Source organism: Corynebacterium sp. P3-F1 (assembly GCF_030503635.1).
Lineage (GTDB): Bacteria > Actinomycetota > Actinomycetes > Mycobacteriales > Mycobacteriaceae > Corynebacterium.
In genome coordinates this window covers 1,725,663-1,744,131 of record NZ_CP129965.1, presented here as the reverse complement: position 1 = coordinate 1,744,131, position 18,469 = coordinate 1,725,663, and the positions used below count along the sequence as shown (strand labels likewise).

General features: G+C 63.9%; 18 protein-coding genes. 4 read left to right on the top strand and 14 right to left on the bottom strand.

Going from position 1 to position 18,469, the window contains the following annotated elements; translation table 11 throughout:
- Positions 1 to 451: 451 nt before the first annotated feature.
- Positions 452 to 709, top strand: a complete 258-nt coding sequence (locus QYQ98_RS08290; protein ID WP_302007743.1) for a WhiB family transcriptional regulator — start codon at positions 452 to 454, stop codon at positions 707 to 709.
- A 518-nt stretch (positions 710 to 1,227) separates the two neighbouring features.
- Here QYQ98_RS08290 and QYQ98_RS08285 read toward each other — a convergent pair.
- On the bottom strand, positions 1,228 to 1,482 hold the full coding sequence (locus QYQ98_RS08285; RefSeq protein ID WP_302006391.1) for an anti-sigma factor: 255 nt from the start codon (positions 1,480 to 1,482) through the stop codon (positions 1,228 to 1,230).
- The gene (locus QYQ98_RS08280; RefSeq protein ID WP_302006390.1) at positions 1,482 to 2,066 is read right to left on the bottom strand and encodes a sigma-70 family RNA polymerase sigma factor; all 585 of its coding nucleotides are present in this window, start codon (positions 2,064 to 2,066) and stop codon (positions 1,482 to 1,484) included. Before QYQ98_RS08280 ends, QYQ98_RS08285 begins: the two co-directional genes overlap by 1 nt.
- A gap of 44 nt (positions 2,067 to 2,110) precedes the next feature.
- Between QYQ98_RS08280 and ybaK the strand changes: the two genes are divergently transcribed.
- Complete coding sequence (gene ybaK / locus QYQ98_RS08275; protein ID WP_302006389.1) at positions 2,111 to 2,578, top strand: Cys-tRNA(Pro) deacylase; 468 nt, start codon at positions 2,111 to 2,113, stop codon at positions 2,576 to 2,578.
- Between the two features lie 19 nt (positions 2,579 to 2,597).
- Here the strand turns inward: ybaK and QYQ98_RS08270 are convergent, their stop codons facing one another.
- Positions 2,598 to 3,290: an SOS response-associated peptidase gene (locus tag QYQ98_RS08270; RefSeq protein ID WP_302006388.1), complete on the bottom strand. Its 693-nt coding sequence runs from the start codon at positions 3,288 to 3,290 to the stop codon at positions 2,598 to 2,600.
- Positions 3,291 to 3,324: 34 nt separating this feature from the next.
- Here QYQ98_RS08270 and aroA point away from each other — a divergent pair, with 34 nt between their 5' ends.
- Positions 3,325 to 4,623 (top strand): 3-phosphoshikimate 1-carboxyvinyltransferase, encoded by a 1,299-nt coding sequence (gene aroA, locus QYQ98_RS08265; RefSeq protein WP_302007741.1) that lies wholly within the window; start codon positions 3,325 to 3,327, stop codon positions 4,621 to 4,623.
- Positions 4,616 to 5,671: a ribosome small subunit-dependent GTPase A gene (rsgA, locus tag QYQ98_RS08260; protein WP_302006387.1), complete on the top strand. Its 1,056-nt coding sequence runs from the start codon at positions 4,616 to 4,618 to the stop codon at positions 5,669 to 5,671. The genes aroA and rsgA overlap by 8 nt, the downstream gene beginning before the upstream one ends.
- 50 nt (positions 5,672 to 5,721) lie before the next feature.
- Here the strand turns inward: rsgA and QYQ98_RS08255 are convergent, their stop codons facing one another.
- The 11 genes from QYQ98_RS08255 to QYQ98_RS08205 form a co-directional block, all read right to left on the bottom strand.
- Positions 5,722 to 6,216, bottom strand: a complete 495-nt coding sequence (locus QYQ98_RS08255; RefSeq protein WP_302006386.1) for a hypothetical protein — start codon at positions 6,214 to 6,216, stop codon at positions 5,722 to 5,724.
- On the bottom strand, positions 6,216 to 6,626 hold the full coding sequence (locus tag QYQ98_RS08250) for an HAD-IA family hydrolase (protein WP_302006385.1): 411 nt from the start codon (positions 6,624 to 6,626) through the stop codon (positions 6,216 to 6,218). Before QYQ98_RS08250 ends, QYQ98_RS08255 begins: the two co-directional genes overlap by 1 nt.
- A gap of 622 nt (positions 6,627 to 7,248) precedes the next feature.
- Complete coding sequence (gene secA / locus QYQ98_RS08245; RefSeq protein ID WP_302006384.1) at positions 7,249 to 9,792, bottom strand: preprotein translocase subunit SecA; 2,544 nt, start codon at positions 9,790 to 9,792, stop codon at positions 7,249 to 7,251.
- A 262-nt stretch (positions 9,793 to 10,054) separates the two neighbouring features.
- The gene (gene raiA, locus QYQ98_RS08240; protein WP_302006383.1) at positions 10,055 to 10,726 is read right to left on the bottom strand and encodes a ribosome-associated translation inhibitor RaiA; all 672 of its coding nucleotides are present in this window, start codon (positions 10,724 to 10,726) and stop codon (positions 10,055 to 10,057) included.
- Positions 10,727 to 10,848: 122 nt separating this feature from the next.
- Entirely contained in the window at positions 10,849 to 11,271 is a 423-nt protein-coding gene (locus QYQ98_RS08235; protein ID WP_302006382.1) for a ComF family protein, read from the bottom strand.
- Between the two features lie 182 nt (positions 11,272 to 11,453).
- Positions 11,454 to 13,208 (bottom strand): LpqB family beta-propeller domain-containing protein, encoded by a 1,755-nt coding sequence (locus QYQ98_RS08230; protein WP_302006381.1) that lies wholly within the window; start codon positions 13,206 to 13,208, stop codon positions 11,454 to 11,456.
- Positions 13,208 to 14,806: an MtrAB system histidine kinase MtrB gene (gene mtrB / locus QYQ98_RS08225; protein ID WP_302007740.1), complete on the bottom strand. Its 1,599-nt coding sequence runs from the start codon at positions 14,804 to 14,806 to the stop codon at positions 13,208 to 13,210. The genes QYQ98_RS08230 and mtrB overlap by 1 nt, the downstream gene beginning before the upstream one ends.
- 63 nt (positions 14,807 to 14,869) lie before the next feature.
- Complete coding sequence (gene mtrA / locus QYQ98_RS08220) at positions 14,870 to 15,553, bottom strand: MtrAB system response regulator MtrA (protein ID WP_302006380.1); 684 nt, start codon at positions 15,551 to 15,553, stop codon at positions 14,870 to 14,872.
- Between the two features lie 42 nt (positions 15,554 to 15,595).
- A complete protein-coding gene (locus QYQ98_RS08215; RefSeq protein ID WP_302006379.1) occupies positions 15,596 to 16,237 on the bottom strand; it encodes a dTMP kinase in 642 nt (213 codons plus the stop codon).
- Between the two features lie 43 nt (positions 16,238 to 16,280).
- On the bottom strand, positions 16,281 to 17,741 hold the full coding sequence (gene ahcY / locus QYQ98_RS08210) for an adenosylhomocysteinase (protein ID WP_302006378.1): 1,461 nt from the start codon (positions 17,739 to 17,741) through the stop codon (positions 16,281 to 16,283).
- 116 nt (positions 17,742 to 17,857) lie between these two features.
- Positions 17,858 to 18,211, bottom strand: coding sequence for a hypothetical protein (locus QYQ98_RS08205; protein WP_302006377.1), 354 nt, complete (start codon positions 18,209 to 18,211; stop codon positions 17,858 to 17,860).
- Between the last annotated feature and the right edge of the window lie 258 nt (positions 18,212 to 18,469).

Below are 18,469 nucleotides of genomic sequence, written 5' to 3'. Positions count from 1 at the left end.
GAACGATCCGCCCAGCTCACAGTATTTTTGACGTAAACACACCCACAGGGATGAAACTCCTGGCACGTCGCGGACCTCGAAATGTGGGCCAAAAATTATGATTCGTGTCACAATTTGGCGTTTACCTCTAGCGCGATATATGTAAACGTGCCATTATTCTCGGGTAGCAAAAACAACGAGCTAGTTACCTAGCCGCTAACTCCAAGCCACCACGGAGTTAACTTCCGGTAAACGGAAGACGGGTCCCGAAGCCACCGGGAACACCGCCCGCTCATCACCGGAAATCATCTGCTTGCGCAAACCCTGACCCACGCCAGGTTCTTATTGTCGCGCCATGCGCGCTTCATTCCTGTGCGCGTCGACGGGCTTGTTAGTGGTGTGCACGCTTCATGACATTTCACGACATCCGACGCACGAACTATTTGAAGACCTAGAAGGAGTACTGATCACCATGGATTGGCGCCACGAAGCAATTTGCCGCGATGAAGACCCCGAACTGTTCTTCCCGGTCGGTAACTCCGGCCCCGCCCTCACTCAGATCGCGCAGGCGAAGCTGGTCTGCCACCGCTGCCCGGTGACCTCCCAGTGCTTGAAGTGGGCTCTGGAGACCGGCCAGGATGCCGGCGTGTGGGGCGGCCTGTCCGAGGAGGAGCGCCGCGCGCTCAAGCGCCGCAACAAGCAGCGTAACCGCCAGCGCATCTCCGCATAAGCCCCGAAGACGCATCGCGCACAGCGCAGCTGGACCAGCCCGGCCCACACGATCAGCCGGTTCAAGGTAGACCAATTACCGTTGCCGGGCACGTCCCCGATAAAGTGGACTGACAGTTAGATCAGATCCATATCTTTGGCCCAAGGAGGTCGTTATGAGCAAGCGTGGTCGTAAGCGCAAGGACCGCCGCAAGAAGAGCGCTAACCGCGGCAAGCGCCCCAACGCATAAGCGTTGAACGCAATAGAGACTCCCCTTCACCGGTGCAAATGCACAGGCGGAGGGGAGTTTCGCGTTGTTTAGGAAAATGCCGCTCTCCTGCAAACGGTAACTTTCAATCGGTAACAATCAAACGGTAACCCTAGTCCTTTATGTTGCCGTTGAGCGATATAAGAGGGCGAAAAAGAGCCAAGTTACCGTTTGCTTGTTACCGTTCGCGAAAAAGGGGCGGGCAGCGCGACGCGGAGAGACAAGAACCAGGTCCAAGCAAGACGCCGAGCAGCAGGGCCGAGAAAACGCTCTACTCGTAGCGCGTGTACGAGATGGAAATGGACTGCACAATGCGCCGTCGCAACGCCTCGGGGGCTTGGTCTTGGCAGTTGCAGCGGCGGACGATCTGGCGGATCTCGGTCTCGGACTGTAGCCATGCGAAGCTCTCGGGGCAGGTCTCGATGATCTCGCGGATCTCGGTCACGCGCGCGTGGGGGGTGTCGGGGTCGAAGTATTCGCAGAGTAGTGCGTGTGCGCGTGCCGGCTCGATATTGCAGTCGCCCATTATTTCTGCTCCTGTAGATCTTCTAGACCAATACCTTGTTCGTTCGCCACATCCTTCAACAATTCGCGGAGTTGTTTTCTTCCCCGGTGGAGGCGCGACATGACGGTGCCGAGGGGGATGTCCATCACTTCGGCGATTTCCTTGTAGGCGAGACCTTCGACGTCGGCGTAGTAGACGACCATGCGGTAGTCGTCGTTAAGCGAGTTCATGGCTTCGGCAATCTGGGTGTCCGGCAGGTTTTTCAGCGCTTCGACTTCGGCGGACTGGAGTCCGGTCGAGTCGTGAGAGCTGGTGGTGTAGAGCTGCCGGTCGGTGACGTCTTCGGCGGAGGTTTCCAGGGGCCGGCGCTGCTTCTTCCGGTAGGAGTTGATGTAGGTGTTGGTCATGATCCGGTACAGCCACGCTTTGAGGTTGGTGCCTTCTTTGTAGCTGTCGAACGCTTTGAAGGCCTTCAGGTAGGTTTCCTGCACCAGGTCTTCGGCGTCTTGGGGGTTGCGCGTCATCCGTAGCGCACCGCCGTATAGCTGGTCCAGCAGCGGCATCGCCTCCTCGGTGAAGCGCTGTTCGAGGTCTTGTCCGGGCATGGGTGCCATCTTAGCGGGCGGGTGGCGGGACTAGGCTTGCCCGCATGGCAGCGAAGACTCATGCGTTGGAGATTGTGCAGAAAGCGGGAGTGGAGCACGAGGTGTACAGCTACACCGCGGGCACGGACCATTTCGGAGAGCACGCGGTGGAGGAGCTGGGGCTCGACGCGGCACAGACACTCAAGACGCTGGTCATCCACCACGAGCGCGAGAACGCGATTTGTTGCGTCCCGGTCGCCGGGCATCTCTCGCTCAAGCACGCGGCGAAGGCACTCGGTTGGAAGAACGCGGAGATGGTGGACCCGAAGGCCGCGCAGCGTCTCACCGGGTACATCGTGGGAGGTATCTCGCCGTTGGGCACGAAACAACAGTTGCCCACGCTTATCGACGCTTCCGTTCGCGACACCCCCACCATCACCGTCTCGGCGGGCCAACGCGGATTGTCCATCGCGATGTCCCCCACTGATCTGGCTGAGCTCACTGGGGCGCAGTTCGCCGACATCGGGGCTTAGGCAGGGCTTAGACGGTTTCCTACGCCACTGGCTCCTGCGTCATCGGGCCGTCGCCGACGAGCTCGGCGTATTCGTTGCGGATATTGCCCACTTCTTGGGCGGCGGGGCGCCACTGGAGATGCTCGGCGATGCGGGAGGGCTGGACGAGTTCGAGGGCCTCATCGGGAGAACCGTGAACCCACTGCTCGATCTCGTCCTCGCGTAAGAAAAGAGGCAGGCGGTGGTGCAGCCACGTCATGTTCTCGGCGGCCTCGGTGGTCACCATCGTGGTGGACAGTTTGTCCAGGCCGGTCTCCCACAACGCCGCGGCGTAGAGCAGGCCCTCCTCCGGTTTGACGAAATAGGGTTGTTTGCCGGATTTCGTCGACGCGTCCTGCTTCCACTCGTAGTAGCCGTCCAGGACCATGAGTCCGCGGCGGTCTTTGAAGGCGGAGCGGAACGAGGGCTTCTCGGCGACGGTCTCACCGCGGGCGTTGAATAGGGGCGGGCCGGTCTCGTCCTTCTTCCAGGTGGGGAGGAGGCCCCAGCGGGCGGCGTCGATAAGCGCCTCGGAAGCGTTGATGCGGATGAGCGGAACTTGCTGTGTGGGCCCGATGTTGTAGCGCGCTGGCGGGGTGCCGTCGGGGGCTGTGACTTCCGTGATGCCGGGGAGGGCACCGACTGCGCTGATGAGGTCGTCGCCGGTGGTGAAGAGAACGAAGCGTCCGCACATGCCTACCCATTATGCCTGCGGCTGGCTCGGTAGGATGGCCCGCATGACGCAATTGTGGCCAGCGCCGTTTCACCCCGAACCATTCACCAGCACTGTGGTGGTGCCCGGGTCGAAGTCGATCACGAACCGGGCGTATGTGCTCGCCGCTCTCGCCGCGGAGCCGAGCACACTCATCGGAGCGCTGCGCTCCCGCGACACGGACCTGATGCAGGGCGCGCTCGAGGCGATGGGCGTCGCGTTCAGCACGGAGGGCGACCGCGTCACGGCAACGCCGGGCCAACTGACCGGTGCCGCGATCGACTGCGGTTTGGCTGGCACCGTGATGCGCTTCATTCCGGCTGTCGCCGCGTTCGCGGACGGCGACGTTCACGTCGACGGTGACGAGCAGGCACGGGTGCGTCCCGTCGGCACCGTGCTCGACGCGCTTCGCAGCGCGGGAGTGGCGGTCAACGGCGACGCCCTGCCCTATACCGTCCACGGGACTGGTTCGGCGAAGGGCGGCAGGGTGGAAATGGATGCGTCCAAGAGCTCCCAATTCGTCTCCGCCCTGTTGCTGGCGGGCGCGCGATTCCGCGACGGACTGCACATCGTCCACACCGGTGACCGGCTCCCATCGGCACCCCACATCGAGATGACGGTGGAGATGGTGCGCGAAGCGGGCGTGCGGGTCGATTCCAGTGCCACCGAATGGACCGTGCACCCGGGCCCGATCGCAGGCGGCACCTGGGTGATCGAGCCGGATCTGTCCAACGCGACGCCGTTCCTCGCCGCCGCCGCTGTGACGGGTGGAACTGTGAGCCTCCCGCACTGGCCCACGAAGACGACCCAGGCGGGCGACGCGATCCGGGAGATTCTGGAGCGCATGGGCTGCGACGTGCGGCTTGAGAGCAACAGCGGCGAGAAAGGCGACGACGGCGACACCACCCTCACCGTCACTGGCCCGCCGCGTGGTGAGCTGACGGGCATTGAGCTGGACATGGGCGACATCGGCGAGCTCACCCCCACCGTCGCAGCGCTGGCCGCCCAGGCATCCACACCGAGCGTGCTGACGGGTATCGCCCACCTGCGCGGGCATGAGACAGACCGCCTCGCGGCGCTCAGCACGGAAATCAACGGCCTCGGCGGCCAGTGCGAGGAGCGTGCCGACGGCCTGAAGATCTCCCCTGCTCCCCTGCACGGCGGCACCTGGCATTCGTATGCCGACCACCGCATGGCCACCGCCGGGGCGATCGTCGGCCTGACTACCGAGAATGTGGTGGTCGAGGACATCGGCACCACGGCGAAGACACTGCCGGGCTTCGACACAATGTGGACGGATATGTTGCATGGCTAGGCGCGGCGGACGGGACTTCTCCAGCTACGACGAATCGGACGTGAAGGTCCGCCCGGGCAAGGGGTCGCGCCCACGGTCGAAGGACCGCCCCAAGCACAAGGATGCCGTAGTGGGACTCGTGATCACCAAAGACCGCGGCCGGTGGAGCGTGGTGCTGGAAGACGGCACGCGTGTGGTGTGCATGCGCGCCCGGGAGCTGGGACGCACCTCCATCGAAGTCGGCGACCGCGTCGGTGTTGTCGGTGACACCAGCGGCACGAAGGACACGCTCGCGCGCATAGTCAAACGCGAAGAACGCGCCTCGGAATTGCGCCGCACCGCCGACGACACGGACCCCTACGAACGCATTGTCGTGGCCAACGCCGAGATCCTCCTCATCGTCTGCGCTGTGGCTGATCCCCCGCCGCGCACCGGTTTCGTCGAACGCGCGCTAGTCGCTGCTTTCGTCGGCGGTGTCACTCCCGTGGTGTGCCTAACCAAGTCGGATCTGGCGGATCCGGGGGAATTCGAGTCCGAGCTCGCCGACTTGGACGTAGAAGTGCTGCGCACCGGCATCAACGACGACTTAGCGCCGCTCATGAACCGCATTGAAGGGCGGCTGTCCGCAGTCATTGGCCATTCCGGTGTGGGAAAGTCCACGCTGGTCAACCGGATTGTGCCGGATGCCAACCGGGAGACCGGCGAAGTCTCCGGCGTGGGCAAGGGCCGCCACACCTCTACTCAGTCTGTGGCACTGGAGCTGCCGGACAGGGGCGGCGTGGAGGGAACCGAGAACGCAACGGGTGCGCACGGCGGCTGGATCATCGACACCCCGGGCATCCGCTCTTTCGGTCTCGCGCACGTGTCACCCGAGCAAGTCATCGCTCCGTTCCCGGACTTGGCGGAGGCGGCGGAACGCTGCCCGCGCGGGTGCACGCACGCCGGGCCTCCAGCAGACCCTGAATGCGCGTGGGATGAATTCGACCCGGATTCCGTCATCGGGCGGCGCGTCCAAGCCGTTCGGCGCCTGCTTGAAGCGCTGCGGATCAACGAGACGACGTACGACTAGGGGCGACGAGCGGTGCCAGGCAGCGGCGGGCGACGACGAGCAGCGGGTGGCTAGAGCAAATCGACGAGGAAGGGCAACTCAGTCGGGTCGTAGAACGCCAGGTAGTTGTCCTGTGCATCGCCCACGGCGAGTTCGGCGTCCTGGTCGCCGAGATCGGCGGCGTCGATAAGCTCAGTGGCGCGCTTGGTCGCTTCTTCAGCGTCGGCGATGTCCACGTGGATCGCCGCGACGTCCTCGAGGGTGACGGGGGCTGAAAGCTTGACCACGGACTCGCCCATCTCCGGCTGGGGCACGGCATCTACGTCAGCAGAAATGACCACGCGGCGGTGCGGGAAATCCGGTTCGTCGCCGATGGCGAGCAAACGCAGGGAAGCCAGCGCGGCGTCGTCGAACGCGACGGCCTCAATCTCCTCCTCGTCGCCGGAGGTGAAGAACTCGGTCAACGCAGGCGTGGCCGCGAAGCCCCACCCGCTACGGGCGTGAATGGAGCCGTCCGCGTCGAGTTCTTTGAGCATGGCAAAGGTGGCGGGAATGTAGACGCGCACTAGAACTCGCCCTCGATGCCGTAAAGAGACTGGATCTCCACAACAGTGCGATCGAAAGCGGTGTGGAGAATACCCACCAAGCCGGCCTCGACCGCGCCGCGGACATTGAGAATGTCGTCGTCGATCATCGTGCACTCCTCCAGCGGCATGCCGATCGCATCCGCCGCTGCCTGGAAGGCCGCCTTTTCCGGCTTTTCCACTCCGACCTCACCGGAGAGCACGACGGCATCGACGTGTCCGCGGAACTCCCATTCGCGGATCGCGTCTGCTTCCGAGCCGCCCGGGTCATTGGACAAAATGGCGGTGCTGATCTCGTTTTCCTTGAGAGCAGCGAAAAGCGCCTGCCAGCGCTGCACGTCCTCACCGTCCACGTCGAGCACTCCGGCATAGTCCACAATCAAACCCTGCATCAACGACCCCGTTTCTGTTTCTTCTCGCGGCTTCTTCTCGCGGCCCGCCCCACTGTCTACTGCAGTAGACCGTGGGCGGTCGATTATTCCGGACAACCCGTCCGGATCCTGGCACAATACTACCTAGCCCACGCCGCGTCCGCCCCCGGGGTGAAGCGCCGGAAATCACTGTTCCCGGCTGCGCACACCACGGAGGTTCAGCTCGTTGTACTACCCCGTTCCTGGCCACACGCACCTGAAAGTGCTACTCCCAACCCCTGCCAGTTCACGATCCGCGCCACCGGTCCACCGCACGGCGCGCCCGATCGACGACCCGCTAGTCACGTCCCCGCTGATCACGATGGCGCTAGATGCCACCTTCGGGATCCGGGACATCCGCGCGCTACAGAAACGGGCTTTCGCACCGATGGTCCGAACGTACGTCAGGGCGCGGCGAATCGGTGGTCTTCCACCCGGTCATGTGCGCGTGGCCACCAGCCGGCAGCGCGGCCAGGAATTTTTCGGCACCGCGGTCTCGGCTGGAACGCGCTACGCGTGGGTGGCGCGCATCAAAGCAGACCGCCTCGTGTCATTCCGGGTTCTGTGACCGCGAGCCGGTGGGAGAAGCCGGACCCGGAGTGGATTAGGCCTGCGCGGTCGGCTGCTGCTCCTGCTGCTCGAACTGCTTGCGCAGCATGAACAGCTGGCGGACAGTCTCTTCCTTCACGCCGTCATTCATGGCGTTGAACATGTCGCCGCCCTCCTTCTGGTACTCAACCAGAGGATCGCGCTGCGCCATTGCGCGGAGACCAATGCCTTCCTTGAGGTAGTCCATCTCGTAGAGGTGTTCGCGCCATTTCGTGTCGATGATAGGCAGGATCACCATGCGCTCGACATTGCGCATCTGGTCCTCCCCACCAATGGAGATCACGTTGTCCTCGAGCTGGTCGTAGGAGCGGTGGGCGTCGTCGAGCACAGCCTGCCGCAGTTGCGAGGAGGTGAGCTCGCCCGGGGAACCGTACTCGGAGCCGTCGATAAGCTCCTGCGGCGTGACGGTCGGGCCGTAGAGGGAGTCGAGCGCATTCCACAGCTCGTCCAGGTCCCAGTCCTCGACGTAGCCGTCGTAGGTGGCGCCGTCGACGTACGCGCCAACGGTGTCGTCGATCATGCTGCGGATCTGGTCTTTGATGTCCTTCGCCTGCAGGATCTCCAGGCGCTCGCGGTAGACGACCTTGCGCTGCTCGTTGAGCACCTCGTCGTACTTGAGCACGTTCTTGCGGGTCTCAAAGTTCTGGTTCTCCACCTGGGACTGAGCGCCCTTGATGGAGCGGGAGACCATGCCCGCCTCGATGGGCACGTCGTCGGGGACATTAAGACGGTTCATCATGTTCTCCATGGACGCACCCACGAAACGGACCATGAGGTCGTCGCGCATGGAGAGGTAGAAGCGGGTCTCGCCCGGGTCGCCCTGACGGCCGGAACGGCCGCGCAGCTGGTTGTCGATGCGGCGGGACTCGTGCCGCTCGGTGCCGATGACGTAGAGGCCGCCGGCCTCACGCACTTCGTCCCCAAGCTGCTTGGAACGCTCCTTCGCCTTCGGCAGCTGCTCGTCCCACGCCTGCTGGTACGCCTCTTCATCCTCGAACGGGTCCAAACCCTGCTCCTGGAGCTTCGCGTCGAGCAAGACCTCGGGGTTGCCGCCAAGCACGATATCGGTGCCGCGGCCCGCCATGTTGGTGGACACCGTGACGTTGCCAGGCAGGCCCGCCTCGGCAATGATGCGGCCTTCCTCCTCGTGCTGCTTCGCGTTGAGCACGTTGTGCTTGATGTGCTTGCGAGTGAGCAGCTGGGACAGGTACTCGGAACGCTCGACGGAGGTGGTGCCCACCAGCACCGGCTGGCCCTTCTCCACGTGCTCCGCGATGTCCTCGGCGACAGCCGCGAACTTCGCTTCCTGGGTCTTGTAGATCAGGTCGTCCTTGTCCTGGCGGATATTCGGTTTGTTCGGCGGGATCGCCACAACACCGAGCTTGTAAATCTGGTTGAGCTCCGCGGCCTCCGTCTCCGCGGTACCGGTCATGCCAGCCAGCTTCTCGTAGAGGCGGAAGTAGTTCTGCAGCGTGACCGTGGCCAGGGTCTGGTTCTCGTTCTTGATCTCCACGCCCTCTTTGGCCTCGATGGCCTGGTGCATACCCTCGTTGTAGCGTCGGCCCGGCAGAATGCGGCCGGTGAACGAGTCGACGATGAGGACCTCGCCCTTGCGGATGATGTAGTCCTTGTCGCGCTCGAAGAGCTCCTTCGCCTTCAGAGCGTTGTTGAGGTAGCTGACCAGCTGGGAATTTTCCGGCGCGTAGAGGTTGTCGATGCCGAGCTGGTCCTCGACGAATTCCACGCCTTCCTCGGACACGCCGACGGTGCGCTTGCGCTGGTCCACCTCGTAGTGGATCCCTTCCCGCATGCGCGGAGCGAGCTGGGCGAAGACGGTGTAGAACTGGCTGGATCCGTCCACGGGACCGGAAATGATGAGCGGGGTGCGGGCTTCGTCGATGAGAATCGAGTCGACCTCATCCACGATGGCGAAGTTGTGGCCGCGCTGCACCATCTCGTCGACGGACTTTGTCATGTTGTCGCGCAGGTAGTCGAAGCCCAGCTCGTTGTTGGTGCCGTAGGTGATGTCAGCAGCGTAGGCCTGCTTGCGCTCCGGCGGACGCATGTCGGACAGGATGACTCCGACCTCGAGCCCCAGGAAGCGGTGGACACGGCCCATCATCTCCGCGTCGCGGCGCGCCAAGTAGTCGTTGACAGTGACGATGTGGACGCCCTTGCCTTCCAACCCGTTGAGGTAGGCGGGAAGCACCGAGGTCAGGGTCTTGCCCTCACCGGTCTTCATCTCGGCGACGGAACCGAAGTGCAAAGCAGCGCCACCCATGATCTGCACCTTGTAGTGCTTCTGTCCCAGCACGCGCCACGATGCCTCGCGGGCGGTGGCGAACGCGTCGAGCAGTATGTCGTCCATGCTCTTCCCGTCCGCCAGCGCTTCCTTGAACTCGACGGTCTTCGCTTTGAGCTCGTCGTCGGTCAACGCGGCGTATTCGTCCTCGAGGGCGAGAACGTCGTCCGCGATCTTGGAAAGGCGCTTGACCGTGCGACCTTCACCGGCGCGCAGCAGCTTGGACAGTCCGAACACGTTGTGCTTCCTTTTCGGGTTGGATACGTGGTCACGCGAGCGGGACCTGATTGAAAAGGACTGGCCTGCTCGCTGTTCAAACCGCCATTGTACGCACGCGCTGAATCCGGACCACTTTGAGGCGGGCAGGAAGTGCTGGTAGTCGACTGTGAAAATGCCTCTGCCCGTTCCCCTCGCCGCGCATGACGGAGGGGAACGGGCAGTGCTTACTGGGTGTACTGGTTTTACTGGGCCTACTCCGCCGAGCGGCCAACAGCTGGGCTTATTCGCCGGATTCTTCCTCGGGGACGAGGGTGATCAGACCGTAGTCGTACGCGTGGCGGCGGTACACCACCGACGGGCGGTTGGTCTCGGAATTGATGAAGAGGTAGAAGTCGTGCCCCACCAGCTCCATCTCGGACAGAGCATCGTCTACGCTCATCGGGGTGGCCGGGTGCTCCTTAGTGCGCACGACCTGGCCCGGCAGCTGATCCTCCACTGCGTACGGGTCAACCTCGGGCTTCTCCTGTGCACGCGCCTGCTCGGCTTCGGCCGCGAGCTCCGCTGCGATCTGGCCGGTGGACTTCGGTGCTCGGTGGCCGCCCATGGAGATCTCGCGGCGGACCTTCACCTTGCGCAGGGACCGCTCCAGTTTGCCCACGGCCGATTCGAGCGCCGCGTAGAAGCTGTCTTCCTTAGCCTCGGCGCGGGCGAGGTGGCCCTTGCCCGTCGCGGTGATCTGAATGCGGTTCGCCCGCGCCTCCCGGCGCGGGTTGGGCTCGTGCTGCAGTTCGACGTGGAAGAAGGTCAAGGTCGGATCGAGTTTCTCGATCTTGGCCAGCTTGCTGTTCACGCGTTCCTGAAAGTGCTCCGGAACTTCGACGTTGCGGCCCGTGATGGTCACCTGTGCTTCAGGGGCCAGGGCTTCGTTGTTGTTCTCGTTTGCAGAGGTCATCTGCTTTCCTCCTTCTGGTCGGGAACGTCGAACGCAATCGCTCGCTCTACTTAGAATTATACCTACCGCCATCGCGCGGTTTCCATCAGTTCACGTGTTTGTAACGGTGTTTCAGAAGGGGTCTAAGCGGCTGCCAGAACCAGGCAAGCGCGCACGTCACCACCGTGCGCAAGAAGCTTTTCGACGCTCGCCTGAAGCGTCGCCCCCGTTGTCACCACATCGTCCACCACGATGACGGGGCGGGCGGGCACGGCCGTAATGGAGACCATTCCCTGCAGGTTTCGCCGCCGGCCGGACTCATCGAGCGACCCCTGGTCGGGAGTGTCCTCCGCCAACCGCAGCACCGGGTGCGTCCGGTACCCGGATGCCGCGCAGATCGCTGTGACGGGATCGCCTCCACGGGCCCGGGCGGAGGTCGCGCGGGTCGGCGCCGGCACAAGGTGTGCCCCGGCCGGGATTTCGCCTTGGGCCTCCAAGTGGCGCAGACCAGCGGCGAGGACGGCGCCGATGTAACGCCGGACGAGCACGTTATTGTGCTCTTTCATGGCCAAGATCACCCCTCGGTGCGGGTTCGCATACGGTCCGAAGGCGAACACCGGAACGTGCACTGGCGCCCCGGGGGTGTGACGGAACGGCGGAGCCGCGAGCTGCGTCCGGCACCGCGGGCACAAAAGGTGCCCGGGAGCCGCGCACCCGGCGCACCGCCGCGGGAGAAGCAGCTCCCCGATCACGGCCGCGGCACCACCGGGGCGGCGCGCACGCCCTGCTGACCGGGAACTTCACGCCAGTTCAACGAGTCCTTGGTGGGCAGCGGCATGCGCATGAGCACCTTGGAATCGGTGATGTACATCGTGTCCACCGTGGCGCCTACGGCGACGACGGGGCCGCCCACATTGCCGGATGGCAGAGCTGTGAGTGAGGAGCCGTCCTGCTCCACGCGGACCACCGGGCGCTGACTTGCTGATGTGCCCACAAGCAGGGATCCGTCTGGCTGCCAGTCCACGCTGACCGCGGAGCCGTCGAGCTCCACATCGGCGTACTTGGCGGTGTTGACCACGGCGCGCTGGCCGTTGTCGCGGCGTTCCACCACGCCGACGACAAGGTGACCGTCCACGATCATGGCCACGCGCGAGCCCGTGTCGGACAGGCGCAAGAACGTGATCTCCCCATCCACATTCGGCGGGAGCTGCACCTGCACACCTGCCACCTGCACTTCCCCGGTCGCGGCGGAACGGTCCGCGCGGATCACGCTCTTGCCGTCGGCCACGGACCACGCAGCGGTGTGGCCGGGTTCGAGGGTGGGTCGGGTGAAGCTGCCGGCGCGCTGCACTTCCTTGCTCTCCGAGTCCACAGCCCCGGCGACAAGCGCTTGTTCGTCGTCACCGACGTTGATCACAGCGGCGTAGTTGCCTTCGTCGCCGATGTCCACAGAAGAAACGCTGCCCAGCTTGTTCAACGATTCCACCGGCGCCACCTCTGGTTCCTCCCCCTCACCCAAGTTATCCACGCTGGTGACTTCCCCGTCACGCAGCGTGTACAGGTCCGGTCCGCCGTCGATTTTCTTGATTGGATCGAGCTCCCGGAATTGCTCGATGCTGAGCTCCTGGTTCTCCCCCACCAAGGGCACGCCGTTGAGCGTCACCGGGTAGGGCCCCGGGACTCCTGCGGAGGCTAGAGTCCACACCACCTGCGCGGCAAAGCGGGCGCGAGTCTTTTCTTCCGCGTCGGCCAGGCCGGTGAAGCGGTAGACACCGTCGGCGGATCCGGTGTACGCCACGTCATCCGCCGCGGCAGTGTTCACCGCCGGGGCAATGACGGAAGACGGGCCGCTGACGAGCAGGCTCAAAAGCGAGTCTTCTTTGGACGTCGCTGCGGAGTACACCCAGCGCCGGTCGGGGATCAGCGCTTGGTCCGTGGAGTCGTAGAAGAAGATGTTCCGGGGCTCGTAGTGGTTGCGCAGCTCGGTGCGATCCACCACGACGTCATTCGGTAGCCCGGCGATGCGCCATTGGCCGTCTTCCTGCGCCAGCTCCATGGTGGCTTGATACTGCTGGTTATCCGGCTGGAAAATGCCTCCGGGATCGAGTGATCCGATGATGCGCCCCTCGACCTGATAGGACCGCTTCGACTGGTCGGTCGAGGGGCGCGAGGTGAGCTCGAACGTATCCAGGATGAGAATGTTCTCGCGAGGCTCCCACACCTGTCTCATGGGTGCGGTCAGATACCGCCGCGCGGCCTCGTACTGTCCTGAGGGGTTGGCCGAGGCGGCGAAGAATTCGCGCAGCAGGAGATCCGGCTCAGCGTTCCTGGTCGGCTCCATTTCTTGCGTGGGGTTGGGACGACCCTCGAACTCGTGCAGGGCATGAGGCTCGGTGGTCGTCGGCAATGTCGCGCACCCGCCGATGGCGAATAGCATTCCTGCGGAGCAAGCGGCCAGTGCCGCCCGTGCCGCGGACTTCCTGCGGGGTGTTGCAAAGCTCATCACGGCTCACGCTCCTCGGCCTGTGGCGCGGACGGTGCCGGCAGTTCAGGCGTCTCGCCGCCGTGACTGGTATGCACCATTTCAGGCGGGATGTTTTCGGTCTCCGGCGCGCCGGGAGCGTGCAGTTTCAATGGCGCGTCGGTAAAGCCTGCCTCCGGGTCGCGGGGCAGCACGAGCCGGAACTGCGAGCCCACGCCGGCGGTTCCGGCGGCATCCAAGATGCCGTGGTGGAGTTGCGCATCTTCGCGGGCGATGGCAAGACCCAGGCCGGTGCCGCCGGAGTGGCGTTTACGGGACGAGTCCGCGCGCCAGAACCGGTTGAACACCAACTCCTCCTGACCCGGTTTCAGCCCCACGCCCCCGTCGGTGACGGTGATGGCCACAGCCTCCTCATTCGCGGCTAGCTCCACGCACACCGGGTTGCCCTCGGAATGGTCGATGGCGTTTGCCAGCAGGTTGCGCACGATGCGCTCGATCCGGCGGGGGTCGCCCACCAGCTGCACGGGCTCCTCGGGGATGTCGAATTCCACGGCCACATCGAGCTCTTCGGCCAGCGCCGAGGTCTGGGACCACGCGGACTCGATCGGTGAGCGGGCGTCGATGGTGGCGGCGGAGAGGTCCGCTACACCGGCGTCGTGACGCGAAATCTCCAGCAAGTCTGCAAGCAGCGCTTCAAACCGGTCGAGCTCGCGGATCATCAACTGGGATGCGCGGCGTGTGTGAGGTTCGAGGCTCTCTTCGTCGGCGGCGATCATGTCTGCCGCCATGCGGACTGTGGTCAGCGGCGTGCGCAGCTCGTGCGACACGTCGGAGGTGAACTGCCGCTGCAGGTCGCCGTACTCCTCCAGCTGGGTGATCTTGCTGGACAGGTTGTCGGCCATGTCGTTGAAGGACAGTGCGAGGCGGGCCATCTCGTCTTCACCCTCGACAGCCATGCGTTCCCGCAAGTGACCGCCAGCGAGGCGTTCCGCAATCCGGGAGGCGGAGCGGACAGGCGCGACAAGCTGCTGCGACGACAGCCAGGCAATTCCCACCAACAGAACCACGACGACGATGCCGGCGGATGTGAGCAGGCCGCGCATGAGCGCGAGTGTCTGGCGCTCGCTGGCCATGTCCATGACCAAGTAGAGCTGAAGCCCCTGGATGTCCGAATCCGTCGGGGTGCCGATGATCAGGGCGTCGTACTGCCGGCCCCCGTTGTTGACGGGGTTGAACTGGTACGCCACCTGGCCCTTGCCAACGAAGTCGACGACCAACCGCTCCGGAATCGTGAAATCCTCCGGCGAGGTGATCACCCCGCTTTGCTGCGGCACCAACAGGACCGGCTCGTAGGCGCCCGTAGCTGGCTGGTCCTGCTGGGAGCGCTGCGCCAACGCCGCGCGGGCGGAGTTGAGGCGGCTCTGCGTCGACGCACCGGTCGCGGAGGTGTTGCGCAGCTGTTCTTCCACCGTGCCCCGCACGCGCTCGAGGTCGTACTGGGCATTTTCCAGCTTGAGCGCGACGAGACGCTCCGTGACCACCGACGCGAGAGCGAGGGCTAGCACACCCATCACGATCGCGGAAACGATGAGCACCGTGCCCACGAACCGGACCTGCAGCGAGGTCCGCCAACTCTGGGCGAGGCTTTCCCTGGCCCGTTTCAGATTAGTAGCCAGGGCCTGTTACACCCCCGGCCGTCCAGTCTTGTAACCCACGCCGCGCACGGTGAGGACGATCTCGGGGTTCTCCGGGTCGTGCTCGATCTTGGCGCGCAGGCGCTGCACATGGACGTTGACCAGGCGGGTGTCGGAGGCGTTGCGGTAGCCCCACACTCTCTCCAGCAATTCTTCGCGGGTGTGCACCTGGTGCGGTTTACGCGCCAATTCCACCAGCAGGTCGAATTCGAGCGGGGTGAGGTTAATCTCGGTGTCGCCGCGGGTGACGATGTGTTGCGGCACGTCGATGGTCAGGTCCCCGATCTCCAGCACCTCAGACGGTTCCTCGACATTTTGGCGCAGGCGAGCGCGGATGCGCGCAACCAGCTCACGGGGTTTGAACGGTTTGGTGATGTAATCGTCCGCCCCGGATTCCAGCCCCAGCACCACATCGACGGTGTCGGTCTTTGCGGTGAGCATCACGATCGGCACGGCGGATTCTTTGCGGATTTCTTTGCAGATGTCCACGCCGCTCATGCCGGGGAGCATGAGGTCCAGCAAGATCAGGTCGGGCTGGTAGCTGTGGAAGGCGGGGATCGCCTCGAGCCCATCGGTTACAGGTTTGGCTTCAAAGCCTTCGGCATCCAGAACGATGGTCAGCATTTCGGAGATGGCGGGGTCATCGTCCACGACGAGGATCTTTGGCGTCATCGGTATTTCGGTGCTCCTTGCTGCGTTGCGTTACCGCACACGTTAGCTGGCGGGTGGGCGCTTCAATGCGCCGATAGCTTGCATGATAGGTTGCGGATCGCTCGCGCGGAGCCACCGGCCCTCCCAGTTCGTGTCCGCCATGTCGGAGTAGGCGGCGAAGGTCGCGTCCTGCAACGCGGTGTCGCGTTCGTAGCGGTCGCGGGTACGGGAAGCGTCGAGGTGCTCGCGTTTCGCCGCGCGCTCGCGGGCAGTTTCCGGCTCGGTGTCCACGAGGACCTGCAGGTCGGGCCGCGGCAGTCCGAGGCGGCCGAATTCGAGGTCCGCGACCCACGCGCGGTCGTCGATACGCCCAGTGCGCGCCGACGTGTACGCGGCGTTCGACGCGACGTAACGGTCGAGCAGCAAGATTTCGCTTGTCGACGCCGCGTAGCGCCCCAACTCCTCCCTTACCCCGTACCGGTCCAGGGCGAACATGACAGCCATGCCGTGGGCCGAGTCGGTCAGGTCCCCCATTGTGCCGTGCAATGCGTCGGCGGCGATTTGGGCGTGAACGGAATCGTCGTAGCGCGGGAAGGACAACGTGGCCACACTGGTCACGGCGTCATCGGCTTCCAATTCACCGACGAGTGCGCGCACGAGAGTATTCTTCCCGGCGCCGTCGATTCCTTCGAGAGCGATGATCATCTGTGTCCTTCCCTTCCGGCGAGCGCATGCGGGCTACTCCAAACTAGTAGCGGTAGTGCTCCGGCTTGAACGGGCCGGCCACATCGACGCCGATGTACTCGGCCTGTTCCTTGGTCAGCTCGGTCAGGGTGCCACCGAGGCCTTCGACGTGAATGCGGGCGACCTTCTCGTCGAGGATCTTGGGCAGGCGGTACACCTCGTTCTCGTACTGGCCGTTGTTGGTGAACAGCTCGATCTGCGCGATGGTCTGGTCGGCAAATGAGTTGGACATGACAAACGACGGGTGGCCGGTGGCATTACCCAGGTTGAGCAGGCGGCCTTCGGACAGAACGATGATGGAATTCCCGTTCGGCAACGTGAACTGGTCCACCTGCGGCTTGATGTTCAGGCGGGCGACATCCTCGCGGTGCAGCAGGGAGGCCATGTCGATCTCGTTGTCGAAGTGGCCGATGTTGCCCAGCACAGCGTGGTCCTTCATCTTCAGCATGTCGTCAAAGGTGATGATGCCCAGGTTGCCGGTGGCGGTGATGATGATGTCGGCCTCGCCGATCGCCTCATCGACGGTGACCACGCGGTAACCGTCCATGAGCGCCTGCAGGGCGTTGATCGGGTCGACCTCGGTGACGGAGACGATCGCGCCCTGGCCGTTGAGAGCCTCAGCCACGCCCTTGCCCACGTCGCCGTAGCCGCAGACAAGCGCCTTCTTGCCTCCGATGAGCATGTCGGTGCCGCGGTTGAGGCCGTCGATGACGGAGTGGCGGGTGCCGTAGCGGTTGTCGAACTTGGACTTGGTCACCGCGTCGTTGACATTCATCGCCGGGAACGGCAGCGTGCCCTCGTTGGCGAAGTGGTAGAGGCGGTGGACACCAGTGGTGGTCTCCTCCGTCACGCCCTTGACGGACTTCGCGGTCTCAGTCCACTTCTGCGGCTCGGCGGCGAGAGTCTCACGGAGCATGCTGAAGAAGGCGACCTGCTCGTCGGAATCCGTGTCGGCGGCGGATGGCACAGCGCCGGCGTTTTCAAACTCGGAGCCCTTGATCACTGCCATCGTGGCGTCGCCGCCATCGTCCAGAATCATGTTCGGGTACAGCGTTTCACCGTCGCGCTCGCCCCAGCTGAAGATCTGGTTCATGCACCACCAGTACTCGTCGAGGGTCTCGCCCTTCCACGCGAAGACGGGCACGCCCTGCGGGTCCTCCGGAGTGCCGTCTTTGCCCACCACGATGGCGGCGGCGGCTGGATCCTCGGTGGAGAAAATGTTGCAGGATGCCCAGCGCACCTCCGCACCCAAAGAGGTCAGGGTCTCAATGAGCACCGCCGTCTGGGTGGTCATGTGGATCGCACCCGCGATACGGGCACCAGCCAGCGGCTGCTCCTCAGCGTACTCGCGGCGCAACTGCATCAGGCCCGGCATCTCGTGCTCGGCCAAGTCGATCTGCTTGCGCCCCGCCTCGTGCAAAGACAAGTCGGCGACCTTGAAGTCCTGTCTGAGATCCTGGTTCATGTGCATCGTCTCCTTCATGGGAACGCTTAGGGGTGTGAATGAGTCATAGAACGGCAATGCCGTTGCCGTTTGCTCAACGTGGCCAGTTTAGGTCGTTGACCGCGGCAACGTCCGGGCTAGGACAGCGCCTCGATGAACTGATCCACGTCACGCTCGGAGTCGACGTCTTCGAGGACGGCCACGGCGGCGTCGATAAGCTTCTCGTCGAGTTCGACCGAGGAGGCGCGGAGGAAAGAATACGTGTCCGCGATCTCGCCGGCGCTGAACGGTGCACCCGCCCAGATCGCGGCGATCGTCGCTGCGGCTTGGCCGTTGAGCAGCTCGTCGTCGGTCGCGTTGTCTTTGTCCAGGGCGAGCAAGCACGCGTCGCGCACCGCCTCCACCGTCCCTTCGATGTCCATGTCAGCGAGGTCATCGAGGAAATCGACATTCGCGTTCTCGTTGAAAATGGCCAAGTCCCAAGTACTCACGCCGCGCTCCTTCCAGCTCATCTCCGTGTCGATCGATTCTGGTTTGTCCGATCGTTCTTGCTGGGCAACAGTGCCTCCGCAAGTGACCCAAGTACAGGTCCAGTACTACTGGCTTGCTCACGGTCTGTCCACCATGAGTCCCACGTGCCTCACATCCGGGCTGTAGTCCCAGTCCGCGTAGGGGGCTAGATTCGTTGCCGATTCCTTGATAGGTTGTTACCGAGTTGTTATCCGGGATAGGAAACCGCGATCAACGAC

Bases quoted from the DNA above. Each gene is read 5' to 3' on its own strand.
- QYQ98_RS08270 (WP_302006388.1), bottom strand. From the start codon at position 3,290: ATGTGCGGACGCTTCGTTCTCTTCACCACCGGCGACGACCTCATCAGC.
- QYQ98_RS08235 (WP_302006382.1), bottom strand. From the start codon at position 11,271: ATGAAAGAGCACAATAACGTGCTCGTCCGGCGTTACATCGGCGCCGTC.
- QYQ98_RS08250 (WP_302006385.1), bottom strand. From the start codon at position 6,626: ATGCAGGGTTTGATTGTGGACTATGCCGGAGTGCTCGACGTGGACGGT.
- QYQ98_RS08215 (WP_302006379.1), bottom strand. From the start codon at position 16,237: ATGATCATCGCTCTCGAAGGAATCGACGGCGCCGGGAAGAATACTCTC.
- QYQ98_RS08230 (WP_302006381.1), bottom strand. From the start codon at position 13,208: ATGAGCTTTGCAACACCCCGCAGGAAGTCCGCGGCACGGGCGGCACTG.
- ahcY (WP_302006378.1), bottom strand. From the start codon at position 17,741: ATGAACCAGGATCTCAGACAGGACTTCAAGGTCGCCGACTTGTCTTTG.
- QYQ98_RS08285 (WP_302006391.1), bottom strand. From the start codon at position 1,482: ATGGGCGACTGCAATATCGAGCCGGCACGCGCACACGCACTACTCTGC.
- rsgA (WP_302006387.1), top strand. From the start codon at position 4,616: ATGGCTAGGCGCGGCGGACGGGACTTCTCCAGCTACGACGAATCGGAC.
- raiA (WP_302006383.1), bottom strand. From the start codon at position 10,726: ATGACCTCTGCAAACGAGAACAACAACGAAGCCCTGGCCCCTGAAGCA.
- aroA (WP_302007741.1), top strand. From the start codon at position 3,325: ATGGCCCGCATGACGCAATTGTGGCCAGCGCCGTTTCACCCCGAACCA.
- ybaK (WP_302006389.1), top strand. From the start codon at position 2,111: ATGGCAGCGAAGACTCATGCGTTGGAGATTGTGCAGAAAGCGGGAGTG.
- QYQ98_RS08290 (WP_302007743.1), top strand. From the start codon at position 452: ATGGATTGGCGCCACGAAGCAATTTGCCGCGATGAAGACCCCGAACTG.
- QYQ98_RS08280 (WP_302006390.1), bottom strand. From the start codon at position 2,066: ATGCCCGGACAAGACCTCGAACAGCGCTTCACCGAGGAGGCGATGCCG.
- mtrA (WP_302006380.1), bottom strand. From the start codon at position 15,553: ATGACGCCAAAGATCCTCGTCGTGGACGATGACCCCGCCATCTCCGAA.